At 38.5% G+C, this 21,982-nt stretch carries 18 protein-coding genes and 1 pseudogene; 11 read left to right on the plus strand and 8 right to left on the minus strand.

Annotation, left to right across the window (positions count from 1 at the left end):
• Positions 1–584: 584 nt before the first annotated feature.
• Positions 585–815 carry a hypothetical protein gene (locus tag ACIQVU_RS00570; RefSeq protein ID WP_340806004.1) on the plus strand — a complete coding sequence of 77 codons (231 nt, stop codon included), beginning with the start codon at positions 585–587 and terminating at the stop codon, positions 813–815.
• Positions 816–950: 135 nt separating this feature from the next.
• Here ACIQVU_RS00570 and ACIQVU_RS00575 read toward each other — a convergent pair whose 3' ends face one another.
• The 5 genes from ACIQVU_RS00575 to ACIQVU_RS00595 all read right to left on the minus strand — a co-directional run bounded on the left by ACIQVU_RS00575 (position 951) and on the right by ACIQVU_RS00595 (position 5,847).
• Positions 951–2,156: an EAL-associated domain-containing protein gene (locus tag ACIQVU_RS00575; protein ID WP_340806005.1), complete on the minus strand. Its 1,206-nt coding sequence runs from the start codon at positions 2,154–2,156 to the stop codon at positions 951–953.
• Positions 2,157–2,441: 285 nt separating this feature from the next.
• Positions 2,442–3,545, minus strand: coding sequence for a TFIIB-type zinc ribbon-containing protein (locus ACIQVU_RS00580; RefSeq protein ID WP_340806006.1), 1,104 nt, complete (start codon positions 3,543–3,545; stop codon positions 2,442–2,444).
• A 14-nt stretch (positions 3,546–3,559) separates the two neighbouring features.
• The gene (locus ACIQVU_RS00585) at positions 3,560–4,882 is read right to left on the minus strand and encodes an SPFH domain-containing protein (protein WP_402893187.1); all 1,323 of its coding nucleotides are present in this window, start codon (positions 4,880–4,882) and stop codon (positions 3,560–3,562) included.
• A gap of 153 nt (positions 4,883–5,035) precedes the next feature.
• A complete protein-coding gene (locus tag ACIQVU_RS00590) occupies positions 5,036–5,410 on the minus strand; it encodes a DUF423 domain-containing protein (protein ID WP_402893190.1) in 375 nt (124 codons plus the stop codon).
• Between the two features lie 11 nt (positions 5,411–5,421).
• Positions 5,422–5,847: an acyl-CoA thioesterase gene (locus tag ACIQVU_RS00595; protein ID WP_402893193.1), complete on the minus strand. Its 426-nt coding sequence runs from the start codon at positions 5,845–5,847 to the stop codon at positions 5,422–5,424.
• Positions 5,848–6,204: 357 nt separating this feature from the next.
• Here ACIQVU_RS00595 and ACIQVU_RS00600 point away from each other — a divergent pair, with 357 nt between their 5' ends.
• The 4 genes and pseudogenes from ACIQVU_RS00600 to ACIQVU_RS00615 all read left to right on the plus strand — a co-directional run bounded on the left by ACIQVU_RS00600 (position 6,205) and on the right by ACIQVU_RS00615 (position 13,499).
• Positions 6,205–7,371, plus strand: coding sequence for a Ger(x)C family spore germination protein (locus ACIQVU_RS00600; RefSeq protein WP_402893196.1), 1,167 nt, complete (start codon positions 6,205–6,207; stop codon positions 7,369–7,371).
• 282 nt (positions 7,372–7,653) lie between these two features.
• Positions 7,654–7,737: pseudogene (locus ACIQVU_RS00605) on the plus strand (ketopantoate reductase C-terminal domain-containing protein); the annotation flags it as partial.
• 406 nt (positions 7,738–8,143) lie between these two features.
• Positions 8,144–8,551: a hypothetical protein gene (locus tag ACIQVU_RS00610; RefSeq protein ID WP_402893198.1), complete on the plus strand. Its 408-nt coding sequence runs from the start codon at positions 8,144–8,146 to the stop codon at positions 8,549–8,551.
• An 85-nt stretch (positions 8,552–8,636) separates the two neighbouring features.
• Complete coding sequence (locus ACIQVU_RS00615; RefSeq protein ID WP_340806016.1) at positions 8,637–13,499, plus strand: DUF4132 domain-containing protein; 4,863 nt, start codon at positions 8,637–8,639, stop codon at positions 13,497–13,499.
• 181 nt (positions 13,500–13,680) lie between these two features.
• On the opposite strand, the gene ACIQVU_RS00620 is transcribed toward ACIQVU_RS00615, so the two are convergent.
• A complete protein-coding gene (locus ACIQVU_RS00620; RefSeq protein ID WP_340806017.1) occupies positions 13,681–13,824 on the minus strand; it encodes a hypothetical protein in 144 nt (47 codons plus the stop codon).
• 450 nt (positions 13,825–14,274) lie between these two features.
• On the opposite strand from ACIQVU_RS00620, the gene ACIQVU_RS00625 reads away from it, so the two are divergent.
• The 4 genes from ACIQVU_RS00625 to ACIQVU_RS00640 all read left to right on the plus strand — a co-directional run bounded on the left by ACIQVU_RS00625 (position 14,275) and on the right by ACIQVU_RS00640 (position 17,308).
• On the plus strand, positions 14,275–15,150 hold the full coding sequence (locus ACIQVU_RS00625; protein ID WP_340806019.1) for an AraC family transcriptional regulator: 876 nt from the start codon (positions 14,275–14,277) through the stop codon (positions 15,148–15,150).
• Positions 15,147–15,713: a GNAT family N-acetyltransferase gene (locus tag ACIQVU_RS00630; RefSeq protein WP_340806020.1), complete on the plus strand. Its 567-nt coding sequence runs from the start codon at positions 15,147–15,149 to the stop codon at positions 15,711–15,713. The genes ACIQVU_RS00625 and ACIQVU_RS00630 overlap by 4 nt, the downstream gene beginning before the upstream one ends.
• 140 nt (positions 15,714–15,853) lie before the next feature.
• Positions 15,854–16,786, plus strand: coding sequence for a bile acid:sodium symporter family protein (locus ACIQVU_RS00635; protein WP_340806022.1), 933 nt, complete (start codon positions 15,854–15,856; stop codon positions 16,784–16,786).
• 144 nt (positions 16,787–16,930) lie between these two features.
• Positions 16,931–17,308, plus strand: a complete 378-nt coding sequence (locus ACIQVU_RS00640; RefSeq protein ID WP_340806023.1) for a hypothetical protein — start codon at positions 16,931–16,933, stop codon at positions 17,306–17,308.
• A 183-nt stretch (positions 17,309–17,491) separates the two neighbouring features.
• Here ACIQVU_RS00640 and ACIQVU_RS00645 read toward each other — a convergent pair whose 3' ends face one another.
• Positions 17,492–18,373, minus strand: a complete 882-nt coding sequence (locus tag ACIQVU_RS00645) for a LysR family transcriptional regulator (RefSeq protein ID WP_340806025.1) — start codon at positions 18,371–18,373, stop codon at positions 17,492–17,494.
• 130 nt (positions 18,374–18,503) lie between these two features.
• Here ACIQVU_RS00645 and hutG point away from each other — a divergent pair, with 130 nt between their 5' ends.
• Both hutG and gltS read left to right on the plus strand, forming a co-directional pair.
• Positions 18,504–19,463 (plus strand): formimidoylglutamase, encoded by a 960-nt coding sequence (hutG, locus tag ACIQVU_RS00650; RefSeq protein ID WP_340806026.1) that lies wholly within the window; start codon positions 18,504–18,506, stop codon positions 19,461–19,463.
• On the plus strand, positions 19,460–20,644 hold the full coding sequence (gene gltS, locus ACIQVU_RS00655; protein WP_340806027.1) for a sodium/glutamate symporter: 1,185 nt from the start codon (positions 19,460–19,462) through the stop codon (positions 20,642–20,644). Before hutG ends, gltS begins: the two co-directional genes overlap by 4 nt.
• A 47-nt stretch (positions 20,645–20,691) precedes the next feature.
• On the opposite strand, the gene ACIQVU_RS00660 is transcribed toward gltS, so the two are convergent.
• Positions 20,692–21,948 (minus strand): polysaccharide deacetylase family protein, encoded by a 1,257-nt coding sequence (locus tag ACIQVU_RS00660; RefSeq protein ID WP_402893205.1) that lies wholly within the window; start codon positions 21,946–21,948, stop codon positions 20,692–20,694.
• Positions 21,949–21,982 lie beyond the last annotated feature (34 nt).

Consider the following 21,982-nt stretch of genomic DNA (forward strand, 5'->3'; position numbering starts at 1 on the left):
TAGATTATTCTACCAAAAAATCCGAAATATTAAATCCTAAAAAATACATATACCCCATTACATTATAATAGTCCTTTCATATGTGTTTTTTTGAATATTATTACAATTTCAAACAAAATATTTTTCATCATAGGCACTTAGTTAAATAAATATCTGACTATTTTTTAGTAGCTATGATTTCACGTAGTTTTTTGCGACATTTTTTACAATTATAAACAAAACTTTCGCAAGCAATGTGCAATAAGATAGGAGATTATTAGATAAGGACAAAGGTGAGGAGTTGGGACTAAATATAGCATTATGTCATTATTCATACAGCATTCATATGATCCATAGCAGCTAGAGCCTCTAGAACGTAGGCTTTTCGATATAAGTGGATTTTAGCTGAAAACGTTTATTTTTAATTTAGGATAAATGCCTATTTACTTAGGACTGAACATCATATATTGGTAATGTACCCTACTCGCTTTCCATCTTTGCTCATACTTCAGCAAGAAACACATCCCCATTTTATTTGGTCACTTATTAAACAATAGGTGACCTTTTTCGCTCGGTGACAAATTAGCCGATTTTAGGAGGATAGCATGTTGAACAATCAAGAGGAAACTAAGTCCGTCAGCCAAGCCGCGAAGCTTGCTGTTATCGCAGGTGCTATTACAACACTTGGCGATGCACTAGCCACCGTTGCAGCAGGTCTTGCCTTAGAAGATGAATTAAAGGAAAATGAGCGTAGTCAGCAAAATATTGACAAGCTCCAAAAACAAATTGATGAATTACACTATGAGGTCAAGCAGCTAAAGAGAATGCTCCGTTAACATTATTTCTCAGGCAATGAAGTGAATAGCCCATAAAAAAACTAGGCTCTCCCCTTTTATGGAGAACCTAGTTTTTTGTTACTATGCGTGTTCATTTCTAGCATACCATAACATCCTCAACAATTTCTGAACAAACTATCTAAAAATACCATGCTCATACAAATATTCATAGGAAAGGTCTACAAATAAATATTCATGCTCGTTAATGGCGATGGAGAATGTTCTTGTAATTTCGCCTGTTTCAATATCACGATATAATTCAGAGATTTCGCCGCTTTGATCGTTACGCATTTTAATAATGGTTTGCAAGAAATAAGGTCGCCAGCTCCAATTTTTATTAATAGCTTGTGGCTGGAGTTCCCACTTGCCGTTGATGCGCATGATATTAGGTGTTAGCTGGAAGCCGTCCTCATTGCAAATATAAAGACGGAAGGAATAGCTATCCAATAGTTCAGCGAGATGCTCTAATTGTGAAAGATTATCGCTTGTAGGCTTCACACGATGAACAATTACCTCCAGCTCCTCTCGTAATTGCTTCAATTGAAAGTATTGTGCCTCCAGCATTTTCTTTTCAGAGGTAATAAATTGCTGGCACTCTTTTTTAAAGCGTTCCTTTAACATCTCTTTATCAACAAAGGATGTAGCTGGATTCGCTAGATAAGGCCCTTGGTAGAAGCGTCCTCCATTTTTCCAAGCAAACTGTAGCTGATATACTGTTTCAATATCCTCAAATAATAAATTTGCCCCAATTTTATAAGCAAGGCTGCCGATTGCCGAGATCATATCCGCTTGAGCCGACCAAGAATCATAATTGAAATCGCGTGTATTCACCTTTAAAATATGCGGAGCCAATAAAGCAATGTGCTCTAAATGACTTTCTGCGCCCACTTCTTGAATAGCAATTTTCACACCAAAAGTTGTAAAATAACGTAGTGCATGGTGTAGCTGATGAATATCTCCTAAAAAACGATGCTCGGATACAACTAACACAACACGGTGTAAATCTTCTTCCTTTATATATTGCTGAATAATATTAAAATGACTTTCGCCAAAATCTTGCATTAATAGGTTTGGATTGCTTGGAATATATATCGCAATATCTGATGCAATGTCATCAATATTGGCTAATGCAGCATGTAAAATTTTATGCTCCATATCTATTCGATATTCTTCTGGAATATCTTCATTATTTAAAAAATCCTTTAGGTTAATTTGTTGCCCTTCAATTTGCAAATGCCCGGAAATTTCGTAGGCAATCACCGTATGCGCATCTGCGCTAAATATCGGCTGATAGTACCCATGTATTTGATCTAAATTTGTTAACACTTCAATTGCGTCCATATCATCGAAACCTCCATTATGAATAACATTCTTCTTAGTTATTCAAAAATACATATCGTAAAAAGCTCTTTGACTGTATCATAAGTCGTTTAGCATAAAATCGCAACTTCACCGACTGTCATTTATGGAAAATTTGTTTAAACTCTTTATCGCACCTTGTTACTTTATGTTTGAATAAGAAGGTCTATGCATATTTTCTTTATCACTATAATTTATGCACCATATCTGCTCTATAGCCATGATAAAAAGCAGCATCCCAGAAAGAGTTTGGAATACTGCTTTTTATTATTCAGCTATAAAGAAGAACCAAATACATCCGATAACGAGCAATGATAACAGCACCGCAATTGTGACACGAAGCGGTGAAATTGGTGCATCTCCACCTACACGACCTGTTTGCCCGTTAACCATAAAACGATAAATTTTTTCCTTATAACGAAATGATGATAGCCAAATCGGTAACATTAAATATTTATATGTAATATCATCATGATTGGTGGAAAAGCGTAAATTTGATACTACATCTGCATTGTGCTTCCAACGAATTTTAGCAGTGATTTGGGCATGAAGATGATCATGAATTTCACGCTTCGCTTGGTTCCAGCCATCCTGCAAGCCAACGCTGTAGCGCTCTGCTAAAAATCCAGCAACATATTCTGGCTTATAGGCTTTGTTATTTAATAGATTAAATGGTTCAATTTTTCGCATCATATTACGATCATAACGAGTTGTCGCACTGACTAAATGATCATCAATAAATTCCTGATAAAAGCCGCTTGTTGAATACCAATCTGTTTCTGTATGGGTTTTTCCATCTTTATCGGTTACTGTACGATGTCGCCCATATCTTGCGGAATATCTAGAGCTTGTTTTTGAATCAAAGGTCCAATATGGAAGGTATACACCTTTAAATGCCTCTGGTTTAGCACTGATTTTAGCAGCTTTTGGTGTAAACCACTTCCCTTTAATCCATCGGTGAAAATGTTCTCCTGCCTGCTTATCCGTAATTTCAAAGGCACAGACACCGTTTGGCGCTAGCGTGTTTTCAGCACTTGCTTCCATCACTTGATGAGAGCCACAATAAGGACAGCTATCAGCTACCTGCAATGCATCATAGATTGTTTCGGCTGCACAGGCTTTACAAATAACCGTTTTTTTCGCTGATCCCCAATTGAAGTTTCCACGCTCCTCTGCCCTCGCAAAGTCCATTTCCCGGGCAACTTTCTCCTCCTCCTGCTCTGGCATAGCAATTTCAGACTCAAAGCCACAGTATGGACAGGTTAGCTTGCCTGTTGCAGGATTAAACTCAATCGATGCACTACATGACGGACATTCCGCGTCAAAATCAAGCTTAGCTTGCGTGACATTTTCAACTTCTTGCGTTGACATGTGCCATCCTCCCCTTATTTCACATCATTTTCATCAAAAACATCGCCGCATTCAGGACAGAATTTTGGTGGATTTGTTGGGTCCTCTGGTGCCCAGCCACATTTATCACATGCATATAGTAAAGCTCCTGCTGGTTTTTTTGTACCACATTCACTACAGAACTTGCCTTTGTTCATCGCTCCACAAGTACACATCCAACCCTCTTCAGCTGGCTTTGGTGTGCCACAGTTTGAACAAAATTTGCCGCTGTTTTCGTGACCACAGGCACATTTCCATGTATTTGTTGCTTTTGCTGTTTGCTCTTGCATAGCAGCCTGTGCCTGCTTATTTTGCTCACTCATTTGATAAAGCTGTCCAGTATTTACACCACCTGCTTGTGCAGCCATATTCATGCCCATAAAGCCAGTCATCGCACCGCCCTCATTATTAGCGGCTGCAATCATTGCCTCTGCCTGTGCGCCTGTTAAATGAGCGGCAGCCATTCCCGGATCACGCATCACCGCATTGCGCTGTAGTTGCTTAATCATCGCCTCATCTTCTTCAGAAGCCTTTAATGTACTAATGCCAAATGATACAACAGCTAAGCCACGTGTTGCCAACCATTTTTCTGATAATACCTTATTAAGCGCATCTGCTAACGCAACCGTATGAGCTGGAATTTCACTATAACGAACACCGCTTGCTGAAATATGCGCGAAAGCTGGCTGTAACGCTGTCATTAACTCTGATTTTAGTTGGCTATCAATGGCATCTCGTGTAAATTCACGCTCCACGTTGCCACAAACATTTGTATAAAATAGTAGTGGATCAATCATTTTATAAGAATACTCACCATGACAACGAATCGCAATATCAATATCTAAGCCAATATTGCGGTCAATTACACGGAAAGGAATCGGCGCTGGTGTGCCATATTTATTGCCTACAATTTCTTTTTTATTAAAATAATACACACGTTGATCTTTTGGGGCTTCTCCTCCAAATGTAAAGCGCTTGCCGATCTGCTTAAAGGTTTCCTTAATGCTATCAGACAAATCTGAGCCATACATCACGGATGGCTCTGTTGATGTATCATAAACATACTCACCAGCCTCTGAGGAAAATTCCACAACCTTCCCCTGCTCCACAATCATCATACATTGTCCTTCATTAATCGCAATAATGGAGCCATTGCTAATAATATTATCATTGCCTTTATTTGATCCGCGCTTCGATGTACGTTTAATGCCCTTCGTTACAAGAACATCTGCTGATAATGCCTCACAATAAAAATATTCACGCCACTGATCCTCTAAAACACCTGCTAAAGCACCTATGCCTGCTTTTAATAAACCCATATTCATTTCCCACCTTTATATTGATGTTACAGTTTATTTTATCATCTCTGTTTAGTATGTAATACGCAATACCCGCTATTTTGTTTCATTTTCCACTAAAAAACGAGAAGTTCTAGTAAAAGAACAATCTCGTTTCACCACATATTGTCGATTTTAAGCAAATGGAGCAATCACTACAAGCACCCACGCTATAATAAATAATAGACCACCAATTGGCGTAATGGCTCCAAGCTTTTTAACGCCTGTTACTGCTAGCACATAAAGGCTACCAGAGAAGAAAATAATGCCGACAAGCATACAATAGACTGCCCAAGTTAATAGACTGCTGCTTCCTAAAAGCGTATCACTTGATACGATTCCAACTGCAATTATCCCCAACGCATGGTACATCTGATATTGCACAGCCGTTTCCCAAATCGCAGCATAATGAGGGGACGCAAATTTACCTTTTAAGGCATGTGCCCCGAAAGCACCTAATACAACACCAAGACCAGCCAAAACAGCACCCAACGCTAAAAATAGTTCCATTTGCAAATCTCCTATTTCGCCTCAATGGCGATTTCTTTATATTTAGCATCCCAAGCAGGATCGATTTTACTTAAAGATACAGGACGCAACGTATCCTTATGCGCCAAAATATGTACAGACTGAGCAGTAGCCGCCACTGTACCATCTTCATGTAAAATTTCATAGCCATACGTTGTACGTAAACGGTCATGCTTTTGTACCCATGTACGTACTGTTGCCACCTGTCCATAATGCATGGCAGCCTTATAAGAAATTGTTAAATCCATCACTGGCGATACATAGCCATCTCTTTCTAATGCCGCATACTCAAAGCCTGCATCACTAACAAGCTGTGTACGACCAATTTCCATCCAGACGATATAATTTGCATGATACACGACACCCATCTGGTCTGTCTCAGCATAACGAATTTCAATTTGTTTTTCACTTACAAACATATTCTTCACCTCGTCCTACATTATAGCGCAAAACTGTTGATTGGGTGGGGTTTTTGTTTGAGAGGAAAGCATTTGGAAAATATCGGTTTATGTTCTGCTATTCTAGTTAGATCCTTCAAAAACTATTTCATCAAAGCAAGAGCTAAAACGTGATTATATTTATAAGGCATATATACAGCATGTCCTCTGGATTAATAATAATATTAGCGGAAAAAGTAAATAGATATAATGATCAACAGTAAATCAACTAGAACTAGCACACTTTTTGTTTTAAGTAGCACCTTAGGAAAATGAATGGCTTACTTATATTTTGTCTACACTATTAAATAATGAATGACTTATAAAAGTAGGGACAGCATGACTAGAAAAAACGTATTACTATATGTATGTATGTTAATAACAGCACCGTTGATTGCAGGATGTTGGGATATTATGGAACCACAAAGAATGTACTATATTAATGCTATTGGGATCGATTATGAGGATAATCAATACAAGGTCTATCTACAAATTATTAATTTTGCTGATGTAGCGAAATCCGAACAGCCAAGCACAGGCGCGATGCCCTCTGAAATTGGCTCTGCTGAAGGAAGAACCATTGAGGAAGCGATTTATAAATTATACCGTTCCGTGGATCAAGAAATTTTTTGGGGGCATCTGCGATTTCTTCTATTGTCTGAACGAGTTATGGAGCATGAACATAGCCTTTCTGTTATTGATACATTTATTCGTGTTCGTGAAACAAGGTATCAAATTTGGGTCTATTGTACAAAAGACCCAATTAAAGATGTTCTGCTTGTTACACCAATTTTACAAAGCTCTCTAACCTCTTCAAAATTAAGTAACCCTATTGGTACAACCGAACAAGAATCCTTTATAGAGCCTAAAAGCTTGCGAAATTTAGTGATTGGTTTAAATGAACCAAGCCATGAGGTTAGTATTCCTTATGTATCTTTGACGAGCAGCTGGGAAAATGTAGATGAACCAGTACAGGAAACAACATTTGCAGGTGTTGGAATTTTGTCAAAAGATGGCTTTAAAGGTTTTATTCAAAATACAGCAGCTAGAGGAAATCAATGGATGTTTGATAAAACAAGCCGTGGTGAAATTACCTTTAAGCTCCATGAACAGCAGCGTGATTATCTGACTGTTGACTTAGATAAATTAAAGGTAAAGGTCAAACCCATTGTTCGAAGTAATGAATCTGTAACATTTAATATTGATCTCCATGTACAAGCTACGTTGAATGGCTTTAAAGAAAGCGTCAATTCCGATGAAATCAGAGCCCATATTCAAGAAACTGTAAAAAAGGAAATCATCGAAACCTATGAAGAAGGCTTAAAATTAGATGTGGATATTTATCGTTTCTCTGAGTACCTTTATCGTGCGAACCTTAAAACTTGGAAGACACTAGAAAAGGATGGGAAAATTCCATTAACCAAGGATTCCATCGGAAAAATAACGATCCATGTTACGAAAATAAATCCTGGCAGAAAAACCTATGAAGAAACAATTGAAAAATAAGCAGACAAAACAAAAAACCAGATGCTCCTCGTTCATAAGCATCTGGCTTTATTGTGAAAGTGAATCTTACTAACTAACTTAGTTTTGATTCGCTTTAATACTACGATAAGTTGAGTGGCTTAACAAGTTAAAATATTTTCCAAAGCTACCTATCAGCCTTTAAAGTAGGCTTTAGTTGTTTGACAATAAATAATAATTTGAAAGAATCTTTTACCTATAATAAGCCCGCAAAAAGATAGTAAAGCATAATTGAACAATTTCTGCCCCACCGCTCTTGATCAGCTAAAGGCTAGCATGCTACAAGACCTTGCAAAGAAACGTAAAACAGAAATTGATTATATTAATAGTACCATTTCGCAGCTTAGCGCAAAAATAACCGCTATCAAATAAATAGCCTCAACCACAAAAAGACCAGTAGCTCCAAAAATGAGCTCTGGTCTTTTTGCGAAAAGTGAATCTTACTAAGCTTTGCTTTAGCTTTTGTATTCTACTACTGAGTTAGACGGCTGATGTTTCAATAAGTTACACCTTTTTTTAAAAATTTTTTATTCTTTTTTCCTGCCCCTTTTCCCCTATCCTCCCAATAGGATATATTCCCATTTACTAGTTAAATAGCTATAGCCTAACATATAGGAGCAATGCATGATTGCGAACTAATGTTCCTTTTCTTACAATAAATAGATAGAAAGAATAATGTTAATGGTGTGACTTTTTCGATTTACGGGAAATGTTTTATAGCATAACGATTTATTGTTCAAAGGAAGTGGTTATATTGCGAATTTATGCGAAGGTGAAATCAATTGGCAAGCGCAAGCCTGTATTAGCATTACAGCCCTTTGATATAGATCCTGTGAAAACATTGCGTGAACTGATTACGCAAATTGTCCAACAAAATGTTCAAGCATTTAATGAAGAACAGCCATTTACACGCTATTTATTGGAGGAAGATATTGAAACCGCTTATCAGCAGGGCAAGGTTGGCTTTCAGCATCGCTATAATGATGCTGAGCAATCCGAGTCAGCAGCGATTGCTGAAGCGTTATTAGCATTTGAGGATGGCATTTATAAAGTGCTGCATGGCGAGCTAGAGCTGACATCATTGGATGAGCCCCTCCCTATCAATGAAGAAGATATTTTTACATTTATTAAATTAACGATGCTGTCAGGACGTTTATGGTAAGTCTATGAAAGGACAGCTATGACAGACACTAGAGCAAAAAATGAGCAATACTATCAAAATGTTTACGACAAAGGAGGAGCGCCCAATGAAAGAGCAATTGCTGCAACTTTTACAGACAATGGAGCAAAAGGCACAAAAAGAGGGCTATAAGTACAAAGATTTAGAAGCATTTGAAGCGATGCTAAAAGAGCATAAACTTACTACAGTGGAGCAATTATTTGATGCAGGGCTTTTCGAAGCTTTAACAGTGCTTTATGATAAAAATTTTGCTGAGGAGCTAAAAATTTATTGTACGAAGCAGACAACACATTCCTTCCAAAGAGGCATATACCGCCGCTCCGCGCATGGTCAAGCGCTTGACCAGCATGCAGCTGCTATATTAGCCATTATCGCAGCTGGTGCATTCAATAAAAATATAAATGTCATAGATGTCATACGTCATTATCCTGCAAACAATTCAAGAGGATTTATCAATTTTTATGTGGATGAAAAAGATAACCCTATTGCCTCCTATAGCTTTGTGGAGGCAAAATTTGCCCATTTATTAGCAGTGAATGATGCAGAAGCGGTGCAATATGTACACGAAGCAATTTTTGGTGAAAATAATGTAGCCACTTTAACCCATCAGCTTATTCGCAGCATCATTCGTAGCGATAATATAAAAATAGTGGAATGGCTTGGACAGCTATTAATTGCTGCACAACGTCAGGAAGGCACACGTCAAGCGATTTTAGAAAATGCAGATAGAGGTACGCCTCAGGTGCTAATTTATTTTATAAAAATCATTAAAGAACATGATTTATTGCGCTTCTCCTCTGTACAGCGTGCCGTGGAAACATGGATTGGGCTGCAATATACAGTAGACGATAAAAAAATTGTCCAAAAGCTGCTTGATAGTGCTTATGATGTCCTCGCAAACGGTGCTGCTATTAAGCCGCTCATAGAATCAGAGGATGCTATTCATAACTATGCGGCTCTTTGGGCAATTGCTACGCTCAATGTGGAAAATATTATACCTGCATTAAACCAGCTATTACAAGGTAAAAAGCATCAAATATTATCAGCACTCTACTTTGCCCATGCAACGAATTTAGAGTTATATTTACGCTTTCAAATTTTAGATGTAATTATGGAGCACGATGATTTCGATATTTTAACGATTGCAATGCAAGATGTTTTCCCTATTTATATGCATTCAAAATATCCGTTTTATAGAAGACAGATACATGCTGATTATTTTAAGCATTACCCAAAAGCGATGATGCCACGCCTTGAGCAAATCGCTGAGCTGATGAACAAGCAAGACTATACATTGCAAGGCAAGCCATTTCCATGGGTGCATTACACGCTAACAAAAGAATATATAATCAATGGTACAATGCTGCTAGCTGTTGCATGGCACGACCATGACTATATCATGAAATTATATAACAATCGTCAAGCATTAACACCAGCCCAGCGTGAAAACTTGCTTGGCTTTGTCGTAGAAAAATTAAAAATGCCTATTGCTGATGCATTTTTAATTGAGTGCTTACAAGAACGTGGCACTCGTGATTTAGCTTTAGAGCTGTTGAAAAAGAGAGCAGAGCCGTTGGATGATGCGCAACTGGAAGCCGTTGAGCAGCTCTTTTATTTAAAATCAGGCGCAACAAAGCAGGCTCTTGTCACAATACTTGTTGCACAGCCACCAACAAAAATCATTGAAAGTGCTCAACGTTTAGTGCAAACTACCAAACAGGATTTACGCTTAGGCGGCTTAGAGTTATTAGTAGAGCTCAAAAAAGCCAAGCATTTAAGCATGCAAGAAATTTCTACAATTGCCAGCAGCATTGCGAAGCCTACTGTCAAAGAACAGGAATTAATTCAGGCTTTAGTGGAAGATACAAGCAAAAAAACACTTGCTGGTGGCTATGGTATTTTTAATCCTGATTACACAAAGGATACCATTCCCCCGTTGAAGGTCATTGTTGCACAGGCTGCACAAACACTGACATCCTTTGATAGCAATAAGCTAAAGGCAAAATTACAACGTTTATCAGACCTATTGGAAGAACATGCAGCCTATGAATATCAGGCTCGTGCATGGGATGACCGTCCTTATGATGCCATTCTTGGCAGTCATTTTAGACCACTATATGGTACGAAGGGTGAGCATATCAAAGATTATCCTTTAGCAGAGGTTTGGCTACAGTGGAAGGAAGATGTGCAATTGACTGACCTTGACTGCCTAACCATTATCCTGTTTACAAAGCGCGGTTACTCTGGCAAGGAGCCTTGGGATAAAGGGTTAACGGACGAGGCGAAGGAAACACTTTCAAAATGGATAAATTTTGAAAATATTAATGATTTGAATTATTGGATTAATGCATTGGCACATGGTAGCAAGGTTTGCGATATTATTGATGCACTTTACACTACCGAATACGACCATACAGCGTCTTTCAACTATGTCTATAGTGCGCTTGTTGAGCTATTTCAAGAGCTAGCAGCTACAAAATGGTTTGAGCGCATTAATATTGCATCTGACTGGACAGCCTATCATTATGAATCCTACACACTATATCAAAAATGGATGCGAATTTGTGAGCGCTACCTTGACACAGATCAGCAATTTACACAGCTATTTTCACTTTATGCAGCTATTACGACATTGCATGAGCAACAAAATCGAGCACGTGGCGAGGGCCCTACTTTCTTACCTATTGTATATGCAACAGATCACATGATTGCATGTGCACATCATTTAGGGCTTGTTCCCATTGATGCTTGTTATTTAAAAGTGTTTAATCCACATACAGAACGTTATCATTTTGCAGATTTATTTCATACCAAGCAGCGCGACCAGCTCATTGCTAGCTATCCATTTTTAGCAGAAGTATATGAAAAATCCATAAATCGCATAATTGATATTGAATTAAGCCGTGGTGATATGCGGACAGAAGTTAGTCATTTTGCCAATCATGCTGTGAATCCGATTAGTGGTGTCAATTATTTTGCACGTATTTTGCATACATTAAAGGGCTTAACATTGGTACGCGGTTATTCATGGGCTGGCGATTATACAAAGCGTGAAGTATTTTCAAGTATGCTAGAGCATTGTCAGCCAGCCCCTGAGGATACGGTAGATGATTTAGCAGCAGCCTTAAAGCCATATGCACTAACAGAGGAAGAGCTATTAAATGCTATCATGTATACACCTGCTTATATTACGCTTGTTAGTGAATATTTAGGCTGGCAAGGGCTTGAAAGTGCGGCATGGTATTTCCGTGCACATACAACAAATACATTAAGCGATGAAAGCATGAGTCAGATTCAGCTCTATACAAATATTACTGCAAATGAATTCCGCGATGGCGCTTTTGCGAAGGAGTGGCTACTGGAATGCTATCATGCACTTGGTAAAAAGCGCTTTGACAAGCTGTATCAAAGTGCCAAATATGCTTCTGAGGGTGCAACACATCGCCGTGCCCAAATGTTTGCAGATGCTGCGCTTGGTCATTTAAAGCTTAAACCTTTAATGGAGGAGGTTGCTGATAAGCGCAATAAAGATAAGCTACGCTGTATTGGGCTTATCCCGCTGAACAAACGCAACCCATTAAAGGATGCATACGAACGCTATCAATTTATTCAAGCATTTTTACAGGAAAGTAAGCAATTTGGCGCACAGCGTCGAGAAAGTGAAGGTCTAGCCTGCCGTATTGCGATTGATAATTTAGCACGCAATCTTGGTGATGATGTGACACGCTTTGTTTGGCGCATGGAAATTTTTGAGCTTGATGCAATTCAGCAATATTTTAAGCCAATTGAAGTGGATGATATTACTGTGCATTTACAGGCGGATGAGAAAGGCATTGTAGACTTTGTTGTAGCAAAGGCAGAGAAACGCTTAAAATCCATTCCAGCTCGTTTAAAAAAGAATGCCATTGTACAGGAAATCACAGCTATACGTAAGCAATTGCGTGACCAGCAAAGCAGATCGCGTAAAGCATTTGAGGAGGCAATGGAAAAAGGAACAATCTTTACCTTTGGAGAAGTGAAAAGCTTGCTTGCCCACCCTGTTTTAGCACCAATGCTGGAGAAGCTATACGTAATTAGCGATACAACAATTGGCTTAATGAAAAATATAGAGCTTGCAGATGATGCAGAGATACGCATTGCCCACCCGTATGATTTATATGCATCCAAGAGATGGGCGGACATTCAGCATGAAATATTTACTGAACAAATCGTGCAGCCCTTTAAGCAAGTATTCCGTGAATTATATGTTGTCAATCCTGATGAGCAAGATAAAAATGTTTCATCACGTTATGCAGGGCATCAAATTCAACCGCAAAAAACGCTGGCTTTATTAAAGACACGCGGCTGGTTAGCAAGCTATGATGAGGGCTTACGAAAAATTTATTATGACCAAGATATTGTTGTGACAATGTATGCGATGGCAGATTGGTTTTCACCCGCTGATATTGAAGCACCAACGATTGAATATGTTGCCTTTTATCATCGCCGTACAGGTAAGCCGATCCCTCTACAGGATGTACCGCCACTTATTTTCTCTGAAGCTATGCGGGATGTAGATTTAGTTGTAAGTGTGGCACATGTTGGTGGTGTAGACCCAGAGGCAAGCTTCTCTACCATTGAAACACGTGCAGCCATTGTGCGTGAGCTGACACAAATGTTAAAGCTATCACAGGTAACAGTGGAAAAGCAGTATGTTTTAATCGAAGGTTCCCTTGCTCGTTACAATATTCATTTAGGAAGTGGCACTGTGCATAAAGTGGGTGGTGCTACGATGCCAATTTTAGCGATTCAATCACAGCATCGCGGACGTATTTTCTTACCATTTGCTGATGAGGACCCACGCACAGCAGAAATTATGTCCAAAATTGTGATGCTTAGTGAGGACAGCAAAATTAAAGACCCTTCTATTTTGCAGCTGATTGCACAATAACAGAAATAATTTAATTTTCTTACTATTCCCCAGGCAATTAACTATTGCAGCATATCAATATTGTATACAATAATAGTGTAAAGCTAATTAGCCTTACACCTCCTAGATTTGTTACTAGGGTCGCTGTTTCTAACGGCGACCTCTTTATGTCGGCGCTACCTGCTTAAGCTTAAAAGTGGTGTCAATAATGAATTTTTAAAACGGCTAAAGTATATTGTTCAATCCAGTCAATCTTAATTGATTTTCGTTCAAGCATAATCCCTTCCTCCTCAGAAATTGGATAATAGCTTGTTGTTTGCCAGTCTTTTGGGAATCGTATATCCATGATAATTCACCCACTAGGAGCAAGATGACGATACATACAAGTTAAAGCAACAGAATCGGTACTAGCTCTCTTTCCTCACACTGTTTGCGACAAGACATCAGCATATCTGGAACATGGTAGATTCCCTCTATATCAAAGCCTTTTTCCAGCAAAGGAATATTGAACCGACCCCTGCCTCTAAAATCTTCCCTTTAACCCCCCGTAATCGCTCTAAATAATATTCGATATCCCCAACAATCAAGTATCCTGGTGGCTTTGTTATATTAAAGCCCCGTGCATATCGGTCCATAATTACTATATATAGCGTTCCTCCTTTTGTGAATTTCATTAAATTATATACAATATTCCAATTGATTTCATATACATTCCAATATAATGTTCAAGTTAGCACAAATTATCAAAAAAGCCTGCCATTGAAACGGTACTATGTAGTTAAGAAAGGATGATGGTATGGATTATTTTGCAAGAATTCAAAATGCCATAGAATATATTGAAGCACATTTGGAGGAGCGATTACTGATAACGGATATTGCTGCACAAACTTATTTTTCCGCCTTTCATTTTCAGCGGCTTTTTCAGGCAATTACCGGCTTTTCTGTGCAGCAGTATATTCGCAACCGAAGGCTATCAGAAGCGGCAACCCTACTAGTCACAACCTCCAACAATATTTTGGATATTTCCTTGAACTTCCAATATAGCTCTCAAGAGGCATTTACGCGGGCATTTGTTCAATATTTCAAGCTAACACCTGCAAAATACCGAAAACAAGCAAACTCCATACCGCTTCAAGCCAAAATAAACTTTTTGGACTATAAAATGGAGGGAGAGCTTCCAATGCAGAAGCCAACAATTGTACAGTTACCGAAAAAACGAATTACAGGCTATGAATACAAAACAACCTTGCAAGATGAGCAGTATTATCAAGAAATTCCAGGCTTTTATTTAGACTTTGGACAAAGGCAATATTATGCACAGCTTTCGCATAAAGCTGCGCCTAATATGGCGTATGGCATTTCTACAAATTTTCAGGACAACGGGCAATTTTCTTTTGTTGTAGGCGAGGAGGTTCATACATTTGAGGAATATTTAGCATCAGGCTTTATCAATCTTGAAATTCCCGCTGGTCAATATGCTGTATTTACATTGAACGGCACTGCAGAGGGCATTCAAAATACAAGACGCTATATTTACGGCGTGTGGCTACCTAATTCTAATTATGAGCGTGATACAGGCCCTGATTTTGAAATAACCGATGTCATGCAGTCCATTTATCCACATGCCATGAAAATGAACATTTATATCCCTATTAAGGAGGAGCATTTATGAACATAGAAAAAGTATTTCAGCAATTCCCTACCCTAAGCTCAGCAAACCTTGAACTAAAAAAAATCGAAGATGCTCATATTGAGGAACTATTTGCTATTTATGATAATGACAACGTTTTTGAATTTTGTGGCATTATCCCAAAGCATAATCGCCAAACCGTACAAAAAATGATTGGACATTTTGAACGAGACTACCAGAAAAAAAGCAGAATCAAATGGGGCATTTTTGAAAAATCCCAACAAGAAAAATTAGTTGGGATTATTGAAGCAATGGACTTTCAGCAAAAGATCAATATGGTGACAATTGGTTACTATTTAGCGGAGGATGCTTGGGGAAAAGGCATTGCAACTGAGGCAGTAGCAACCATTGTCAAGTTTTTATTGGAGGAAGTCCAGATTAATCGCATTCAGGCGGAGGTGATGCCGTTAAATGAAGCATCTAAAAAGGTTCTTGTAAAAAATGGCTTTTTAAAAGAGGGACTATTGCGCCAAGCAGCTATTTGGTCAGGCAAAGGTGTTATTGACTTAGAAATATATGGTTTATTAGTGGAAGATTATCAATAGACAAGCTTATAAGAGATAGATAACTGATTTATTTTTCATTATTAGTTATCTATCTCTCAATTATTTACTATATCTGTTCAAAAAAATCTGAACATTCGCTGGATTTTATGGTATTATTCTTGAATGGAGGTGGAAATGACTTGAATTTATTAATTAAAATTAGTCAGTTTGCTAGCAAAACCTTTGCTATATGGGTATTGGTGTTTGCAGCATTTGCATTTTTCCTTCCCGAACAATTTACATGGATTGCACCATATATTTCAATTTTACTGGGCATCATTATGTTTGGGATGGGAATGACAATTTCAGCGGAGGATTTTAAAGAGGTTGGAAAACATCCGTTGAAAGTCTTGATTGGTGTGTTATCTCAGTTTATGGTCATGCCATTTCTTGCCTTTGCTTTAGCAAAAGGCTTGCGACTAGAACCAGAAATTGCAATTGGTGTTATTTTAGTTGGCTGCTGTCCGGGCGGCACTGCATCAAATGTTATGACATTTTTAGCAAAAGGAAATATTGCGCTGTCGGTGGCAATCACATCTGTATCTACCCTACTTGCACCCATTGTAACACCAGCGCTTATTTATTTGCTTGCAAGTGAGTGGATGGAAGTGTCTGCGAAAGATATGTTTATATCCGTTATCCAAATTGTCCTTATTCCCATTATTTTAGGATTCATTGTGCAAATATTCTTAAAAGAACAGGTAAAGAAAAGTGCAGATTTAATGCCACTTGTTTCCGTTTTTGCGATTGTACTAATTGTTGCAGCAGTTGTTTCAACAAGTAAAGATCGAATTATGGAATCTGGGCTATTAATTTTTGGTGTTGTTATTTTACATAATGGTCTTGGTTATTTACTAGGCTTTTTAATTGGTAAAATGTTTAAGCTAACCTATCAGGATCAAAAAGCAATGGCAATCGAAGTTGGGATGCAAAATTCAGGGCTTGGTGCTGCTTTGGCTTCGGCACATTTCAGTCCATTGGCAGCTGTACCAAGTGCGATTTTCAGCTTCTGGCATAATATTTCAGGCGCATTACTTGCCACATATTGGGCACGCAAGGCGGACCGTATGTAAGTAAAAATCATTCGACTAGACCCACTTAATGGAGTCTAGTCTTTTTTTACGCTACAGATGAATGGACATATTACCGATTGCTAGCTTGCACTTTTACATAGACTAGAAGTGATAACAAGTAGCTAGTAAAGGAGCGTTTAAGCCATGCAAGAAAATCGATATTTAACTCGTCTAAATTGGGATTTTAATAATTATCATAAATTTTCCAAATGTCATTGTGCATCAAAAAGTTATTGCTTAGGCTACAATGAGATCGAAGAAGCGAAAATCAAATATTACAATCATCCTGAGCATGAAAAAAAGCATTATGATAGCTCTGTTAGTCATTATTTAAAATGCTTGGCAGCTGGCACTTTAGTCGATGTCTATCTCTCGAATGGTCAAAGCTTTTTAATGGTTTATTTTGTTCATCTTGACCCACAAAACAATTGTGCATGCTTTCTACAAATTAATGAAAAAACAGTACCCATCACAGTTAATTGTGCCAAAATCGATGCCGTACGCAAAGTAAATATTATCTAATCCTTCCCGCCGATTACTTATTAGCAGAGGTAATCGGCTATTTTTCCTAAAAAAAGAACGTGTATTCCCTCTCTTTTATTTATTTGGACGTGCTTTATTTTGTTTTTTGTATAGTTTTAGAGCGAGCAATACTATAAAATTATATTATATAATGTCGGATAATCTGATTTTGTATTTTTTCTTTTATTGAAAATATCGCAAAATATCTTCCAATAATTGTCGGATCGCAACTGGTAAATGGCGATTTTTTAAGTACACTAAATAAACATCTCGACTTAAATTGGTTTCCTTCATTTCTTTTTTCACAATGGTCTTAGCAGTTGGGCCTTCTAAGTAATTTTCAGGCAAGATGGTCACCCCTAAATTTTCCCGTACAAGAGAAACAGCTGTTTCAAATCGTTCAATTTCAAATTGCATATTGATGGTTTCTCCAGCCTGTGCAAATGCCTGTAAAATATCCTCTCTCGTTTGAAAGCCTTCTGTGCTAATAATAAAAGGTTCCGCACTAATATCCGAAATCGTTATCTCCTCTTTTGTTGCTAATGGATGCGTTAATGGTAAAACCGCCACCAATCGTTCGCGGTATAGCAATTTCACTTCCAGCTCTGGATCATCCATTAACTGATTCGTAATAATAACATGTGTTTGATAGCTTTTTAATGATTTTTTCACACGCTTGCTGCCTAAAATATCAACTAAATGAATCATCATTTCTGGATATTCCTTTTTATAGTGAGCAATCACCTTAGGCAGCCAATGCTTAATGGATTCCATCACACCAATCGTAAGTTCCCCCGCACCATGTACAATCACTTCATCCATTTCAATTTTTAACACTTCCATATTTTCGATAATGACCTTTGCACGCTCAAATAATAGTGCTCCTGCCTCCGTTAACTGCAAATTTCTCGTATTTCGCTCCAATAAGGGCGAGCCAATCTCCTGCTCAAGCTTTTTAATCGCATTGCTTAAGGATGGCTGAGAAATATGCAATTTTTCTGCCGCTTTTGAGAAATTCAACTGCTCTGAAACAGCCATAAAATAGTGTAATTGTTTAATATCCATAACGACCTCCCCCTCTATTTATAGCTAAAAGCTATAGAATAATATTAATTATATATTAGTAATTATAATTATACGAATATATAATGAAAAGCATCAATGTTAATCATATTGCAATGAGGTGGAGAAAATTATGTACATCATGACAGACGCAAAACATTGGCAAGGTCGTATCGATTCCACAACGAATACAAGCAGCTTTCGCTTCCATCAAAAGGTGAAAAGAGTAGCTATTAATGATATTGCTACTGCGACGACGAAAAGTGCTGCACTTGTTGGCTTTCTTTGCGATGAGGGTGTTCGTCGCAATCAAGGGCGCACAGGGTCAGCGAATGGGCCAAATGCATTGCGTGAGGCATTAGCAAGCTTGCCGTGGACATTTGATGGTCAGCAGCAAATCCTTGATGTTGGCAATATACTTTGTCTTAATCACGCGCTAGAGGAGGCACAACGCGAGCTTGGTGAAGTTGTGAGCACAGCACTACAAAAAGATTTAGCATGCGTAGTGTTAGGTGGTGGCCATGAAACATTATATGGCCATTATTTAGGCGTTCGCGCTGCATTACCAAAAGAGGCTAAAATCGGCATCATTAATATCGATGCACATTTTGATTTACGTCCCTATGATGAACAGCCTTCATCGGGTACTATGTTCCGCCAAATTTTAGAGCAGGACTCATATGCGGATTATTTTGTTGTGGGCATTCAGCGCTACGGCAATACAAAAGCCTTGTTCCAAAAAGCAGATGAATTACAGGTCACATATATTTTAGAAGATGAAATAACTGACCAGCAACGATTACTAGATGATATGCAGCACTATATGGATCAGCATGATTATGTGCTTTTAACCTTATGCATGGATGTGCTAAATGCGGCATTTGCACCAGGTGTTAGCGCCCCTTCTCCATTCGGGCTTGACCCAGCAACTGTACGTGCCATTATCCAAAAAGTAACAGCACATCCCCATACACATTCTTTTGATATTAGCGAGGTCAATCCATCACTAGATGAAAATGGGCGAACGGTTAAATTAGGGGCTTATTTTGCCTATGAGGCGCTAAACAACTTACTTGGGGGGCAAGGCACATGATTGAAATCAATCAAATTACAACGGTGTTTCTAGCCGTTGCACTTTTTGTATTAGGCGGTTTTCTTGTTAATAAAATTGGGCTTTTAAAACGCTTTTGCATTCCAGCACCAGTTGTCGGAGGTCTACTATTTGCGGCACTCGCTACACTTTTAAAAACAACAGGTGCTGTAGAAATATCGCTTGATACTTCCCTACAAAGCCTATTTATGATTACATTTTTTACAACAATTGGCTTAGGGGCAAGCTTTAAACTTGTGAAACTAGGCGGAAAATTACTGATTATTTACTGGCTAGCATGTGGGTTCCTAGCTTTAATGCAAAACGTTATCGGTGTATCGCTTGCATCGCTTATGGGCATTCATCCTTTAATCGGAATGATGGCGGGTGCTGTTTCCATGGAGGGTGGTCATGGCGCGGCAGCTGCATTTGGACAAACCTTAGAGGATTTAGGGATTTCCTCAGCGATGACAATTGGCGCAGCGGCAGCAACTTGTGGCTTAGTTGCAGGGGGCTTAATTGGTGGTCCAATTGTCAAATATCTCGTTGGCAAATATAATTTAACACCCGATGAGCAAGAAGCAGAGGAAGTTGAATTTGACAATAAGCATGAACAAATTACAACGGATTCATTCTTTCTACAAGTATTATTGATTACATTTTCTATGGCTGTTGGCACGTATATTGGCGCATTGTTTTCAGAAGCAACAGGCTTTGTACTGCCAGGCTATGTAGGTGCTATGTTTGTCGCCGTATTTGTGCGCAATATTATGGATAAAGTCAAACCTGAAGCCATTAATATGAAAAGTATTTCATTAATTGGGGATGTGACATTAGGCATCTTCCTATCAATGGCACTAATGAGTATTAAATTATGGGAAATTGCTGATTTAGCATTGCCATTATTTATTATCGTCTTTGTACAGGTACTCTTTATTGTTGTTTTTTGTATTTTTGTATTATTTAAGCTGCTTGGTAAAAATTACGATGCAGCCGTTATGGTAGCAGGCTTTGCTGGGCATGGCTTAGGGGCAACACCAAATGCAATGGCTAATATGTCCGCCGTTGTCCAACGATTTGGCCCTTCTAAAAAGGCTTTTCTTGTCGTACCTATTGTAGGCGCATTTTTAATTGATGTTTTCGGTATTCCGATTATTATTACAACGATTAATCTATTTAAATAATAAATAAGCCGTGCAACTGTCTTTTGAAGATGGTTGCACGGCTTTGCTTATTGTAAAATCTCACTAACTGTGACAAATTCATAGCCTTGTTTTTGTAAATAAAGCAGCACATTTTCAAGACCATTCGCCGTTGTTTGATGGATATCATGCATTAAAATAATGCTGCCATCTTGTACATTTGCTCTCACATACGTTAATATTTTATCTGGGTTATGATGTTTCCAGTCCAATGTATCAATCGACCATAAAATCGAAGGAATGGTCATAATGGAACGAACTTGCTCATTTGTTGCACCGTATGGTGGGCGGAAAACCGTTGGATATTGCCCAATCGCTGCATAAATCGCATTACTTGTTTGTGCAACTTGCTGTTTAACAGCTACCATTGGAAGACTTACTAAATTTTGGTGGTTCCATGTATGATTACCAATTTCATGACCATCCTGATAGACTTGCTGCACAACTGCTTGATGGCTAGCAACATTTTGACCAATCATAAAAAATGTTGCCTTGGCATTATATTTCTTTAAGATAGCTAAAATTTGTGGCGTTACCTTCGCACTTGGACCGTCATCAAATGTTAATGCAACACGCTTTGACTCACCTTTTGCTACAGGCTTTCCTTTATTATAAACTTGACGATTAAGTATATCTGTTAATTCAGCCGCTTTTATATAACCTTGTTGTTCCCCTGCCTCAACATACGTCCAGCCTGCAAGTGTTGTATACGATTGAACAATTGTTTTGTTGGCAAGTGTGCCGAGTATTTCCCCACTTGGGCTAGCTGTTAAACGTAGAACAGCACCATCTTTAGCATTTATCTGTTGTTTAATGGCAGTAGGCTTTTTGAGCGTATTTGTCGCAATATACCCTACATCCTCACCATACTGAACAAAAGACCAGCCACCGGGTGCTGTGCCATAAACAAAAAGGATACGCCCCTCATAGAGATGCCCTATCTTTTGTGCATGCTGACTTGGTGCTGTAAATAAAGTTGTGCCACCTTTTGCTGCCAGTAAATACCCCTTAGGCTTCACCTTAGCCAATACATCAGATTTTACATAGCCCTCCTGCCCTAGCGTTTGAATATATGCCCAGCCTTTGCTTGCTTTCGTCACCGTTACAAAGCTGTTTTTTGCTAGCTCAGCAAGCTCTGTGCTACTGGCAGAAGGCTCCTCCAAGATTACCGTATCCTGTATAACCTTGTGAATGACCACTGATCCTTCAGCGCCTGCTGATTGCTGCCCTGTCATAAAGCCGATTATCGCTATTAAAAATAACATATAAGGTAAAAGTTTCTTCATTGTTCCTCACCACCTTATACACCTTCTACCCTTT

The organism is Lysinibacillus sp. NPDC098008 (genome assembly GCF_044760715.1).
GTDB lineage: Bacteria > Bacillota > Bacilli > Bacillales_A > Planococcaceae > Lysinibacillus.

Excerpts from the sequence above, each read along its gene's own strand:
- ACIQVU_RS00570 (WP_340806004.1), top strand. The coding sequence starts at position 585 with ATGTTGAACAATCAAGAGGAAACTAAGTCCGTCAGCCAAGCCGCGAAG.
- ACIQVU_RS00575 (WP_340806005.1), bottom strand. The coding sequence starts at position 2,156 with ATGGACGCAATTGAAGTGTTAACAAATTTAGATCAAATACATGGGTAC.
- ACIQVU_RS00580 (WP_340806006.1), bottom strand. The coding sequence starts at position 3,545 with ATGTCAACGCAAGAAGTTGAAAATGTCACGCAAGCTAAGCTTGATTTT.
- ACIQVU_RS00585 (WP_402893187.1), bottom strand. The coding sequence starts at position 4,882 with ATGGGTTTATTAAAAGCAGGCATAGGTGCTTTAGCAGGTGTTTTAGAG.
- ACIQVU_RS00590 (WP_402893190.1), bottom strand. The coding sequence starts at position 5,410 with ATGGAACTATTTTTAGCGTTGGGTGCTGTTTTGGCTGGTCTTGGTGTT.
- ACIQVU_RS00595 (WP_402893193.1), bottom strand. The coding sequence starts at position 5,847 with ATGTTTGTAAGTGAAAAACAAATTGAAATTCGTTATGCTGAGACAGAC.
- ACIQVU_RS00600 (WP_402893196.1), top strand. The coding sequence starts at position 6,205 with ATGACTAGAAAAAACGTATTACTATATGTATGTATGTTAATAACAGCA.
- ACIQVU_RS00615 (WP_340806016.1), top strand. The coding sequence starts at position 8,637 with ATGAAAGAGCAATTGCTGCAACTTTTACAGACAATGGAGCAAAAGGCA.
- ACIQVU_RS00620 (WP_340806017.1), bottom strand. The coding sequence starts at position 13,824 with ATGGATATACGATTCCCAAAAGACTGGCAAACAACAAGCTATTATCCA.
- ACIQVU_RS00625 (WP_340806019.1), top strand. The coding sequence starts at position 14,275 with ATGGATTATTTTGCAAGAATTCAAAATGCCATAGAATATATTGAAGCA.
- ACIQVU_RS00630 (WP_340806020.1), top strand. The coding sequence starts at position 15,147 with ATGAACATAGAAAAAGTATTTCAGCAATTCCCTACCCTAAGCTCAGCA.
- ACIQVU_RS00640 (WP_340806023.1), top strand. The coding sequence starts at position 16,931 with ATGCAAGAAAATCGATATTTAACTCGTCTAAATTGGGATTTTAATAAT.
- ACIQVU_RS00645 (WP_340806025.1), bottom strand. The coding sequence starts at position 18,373 with ATGGATATTAAACAATTACACTATTTTATGGCTGTTTCAGAGCAGTTG.
- hutG (WP_340806026.1), top strand. The coding sequence starts at position 18,504 with ATGTACATCATGACAGACGCAAAACATTGGCAAGGTCGTATCGATTCC.
- gltS (WP_340806027.1), top strand. The coding sequence starts at position 19,460 with ATGATTGAAATCAATCAAATTACAACGGTGTTTCTAGCCGTTGCACTT.
- ACIQVU_RS00660 (WP_402893205.1), bottom strand. The coding sequence starts at position 21,948 with ATGAAGAAACTTTTACCTTATATGTTATTTTTAATAGCGATAATCGGC.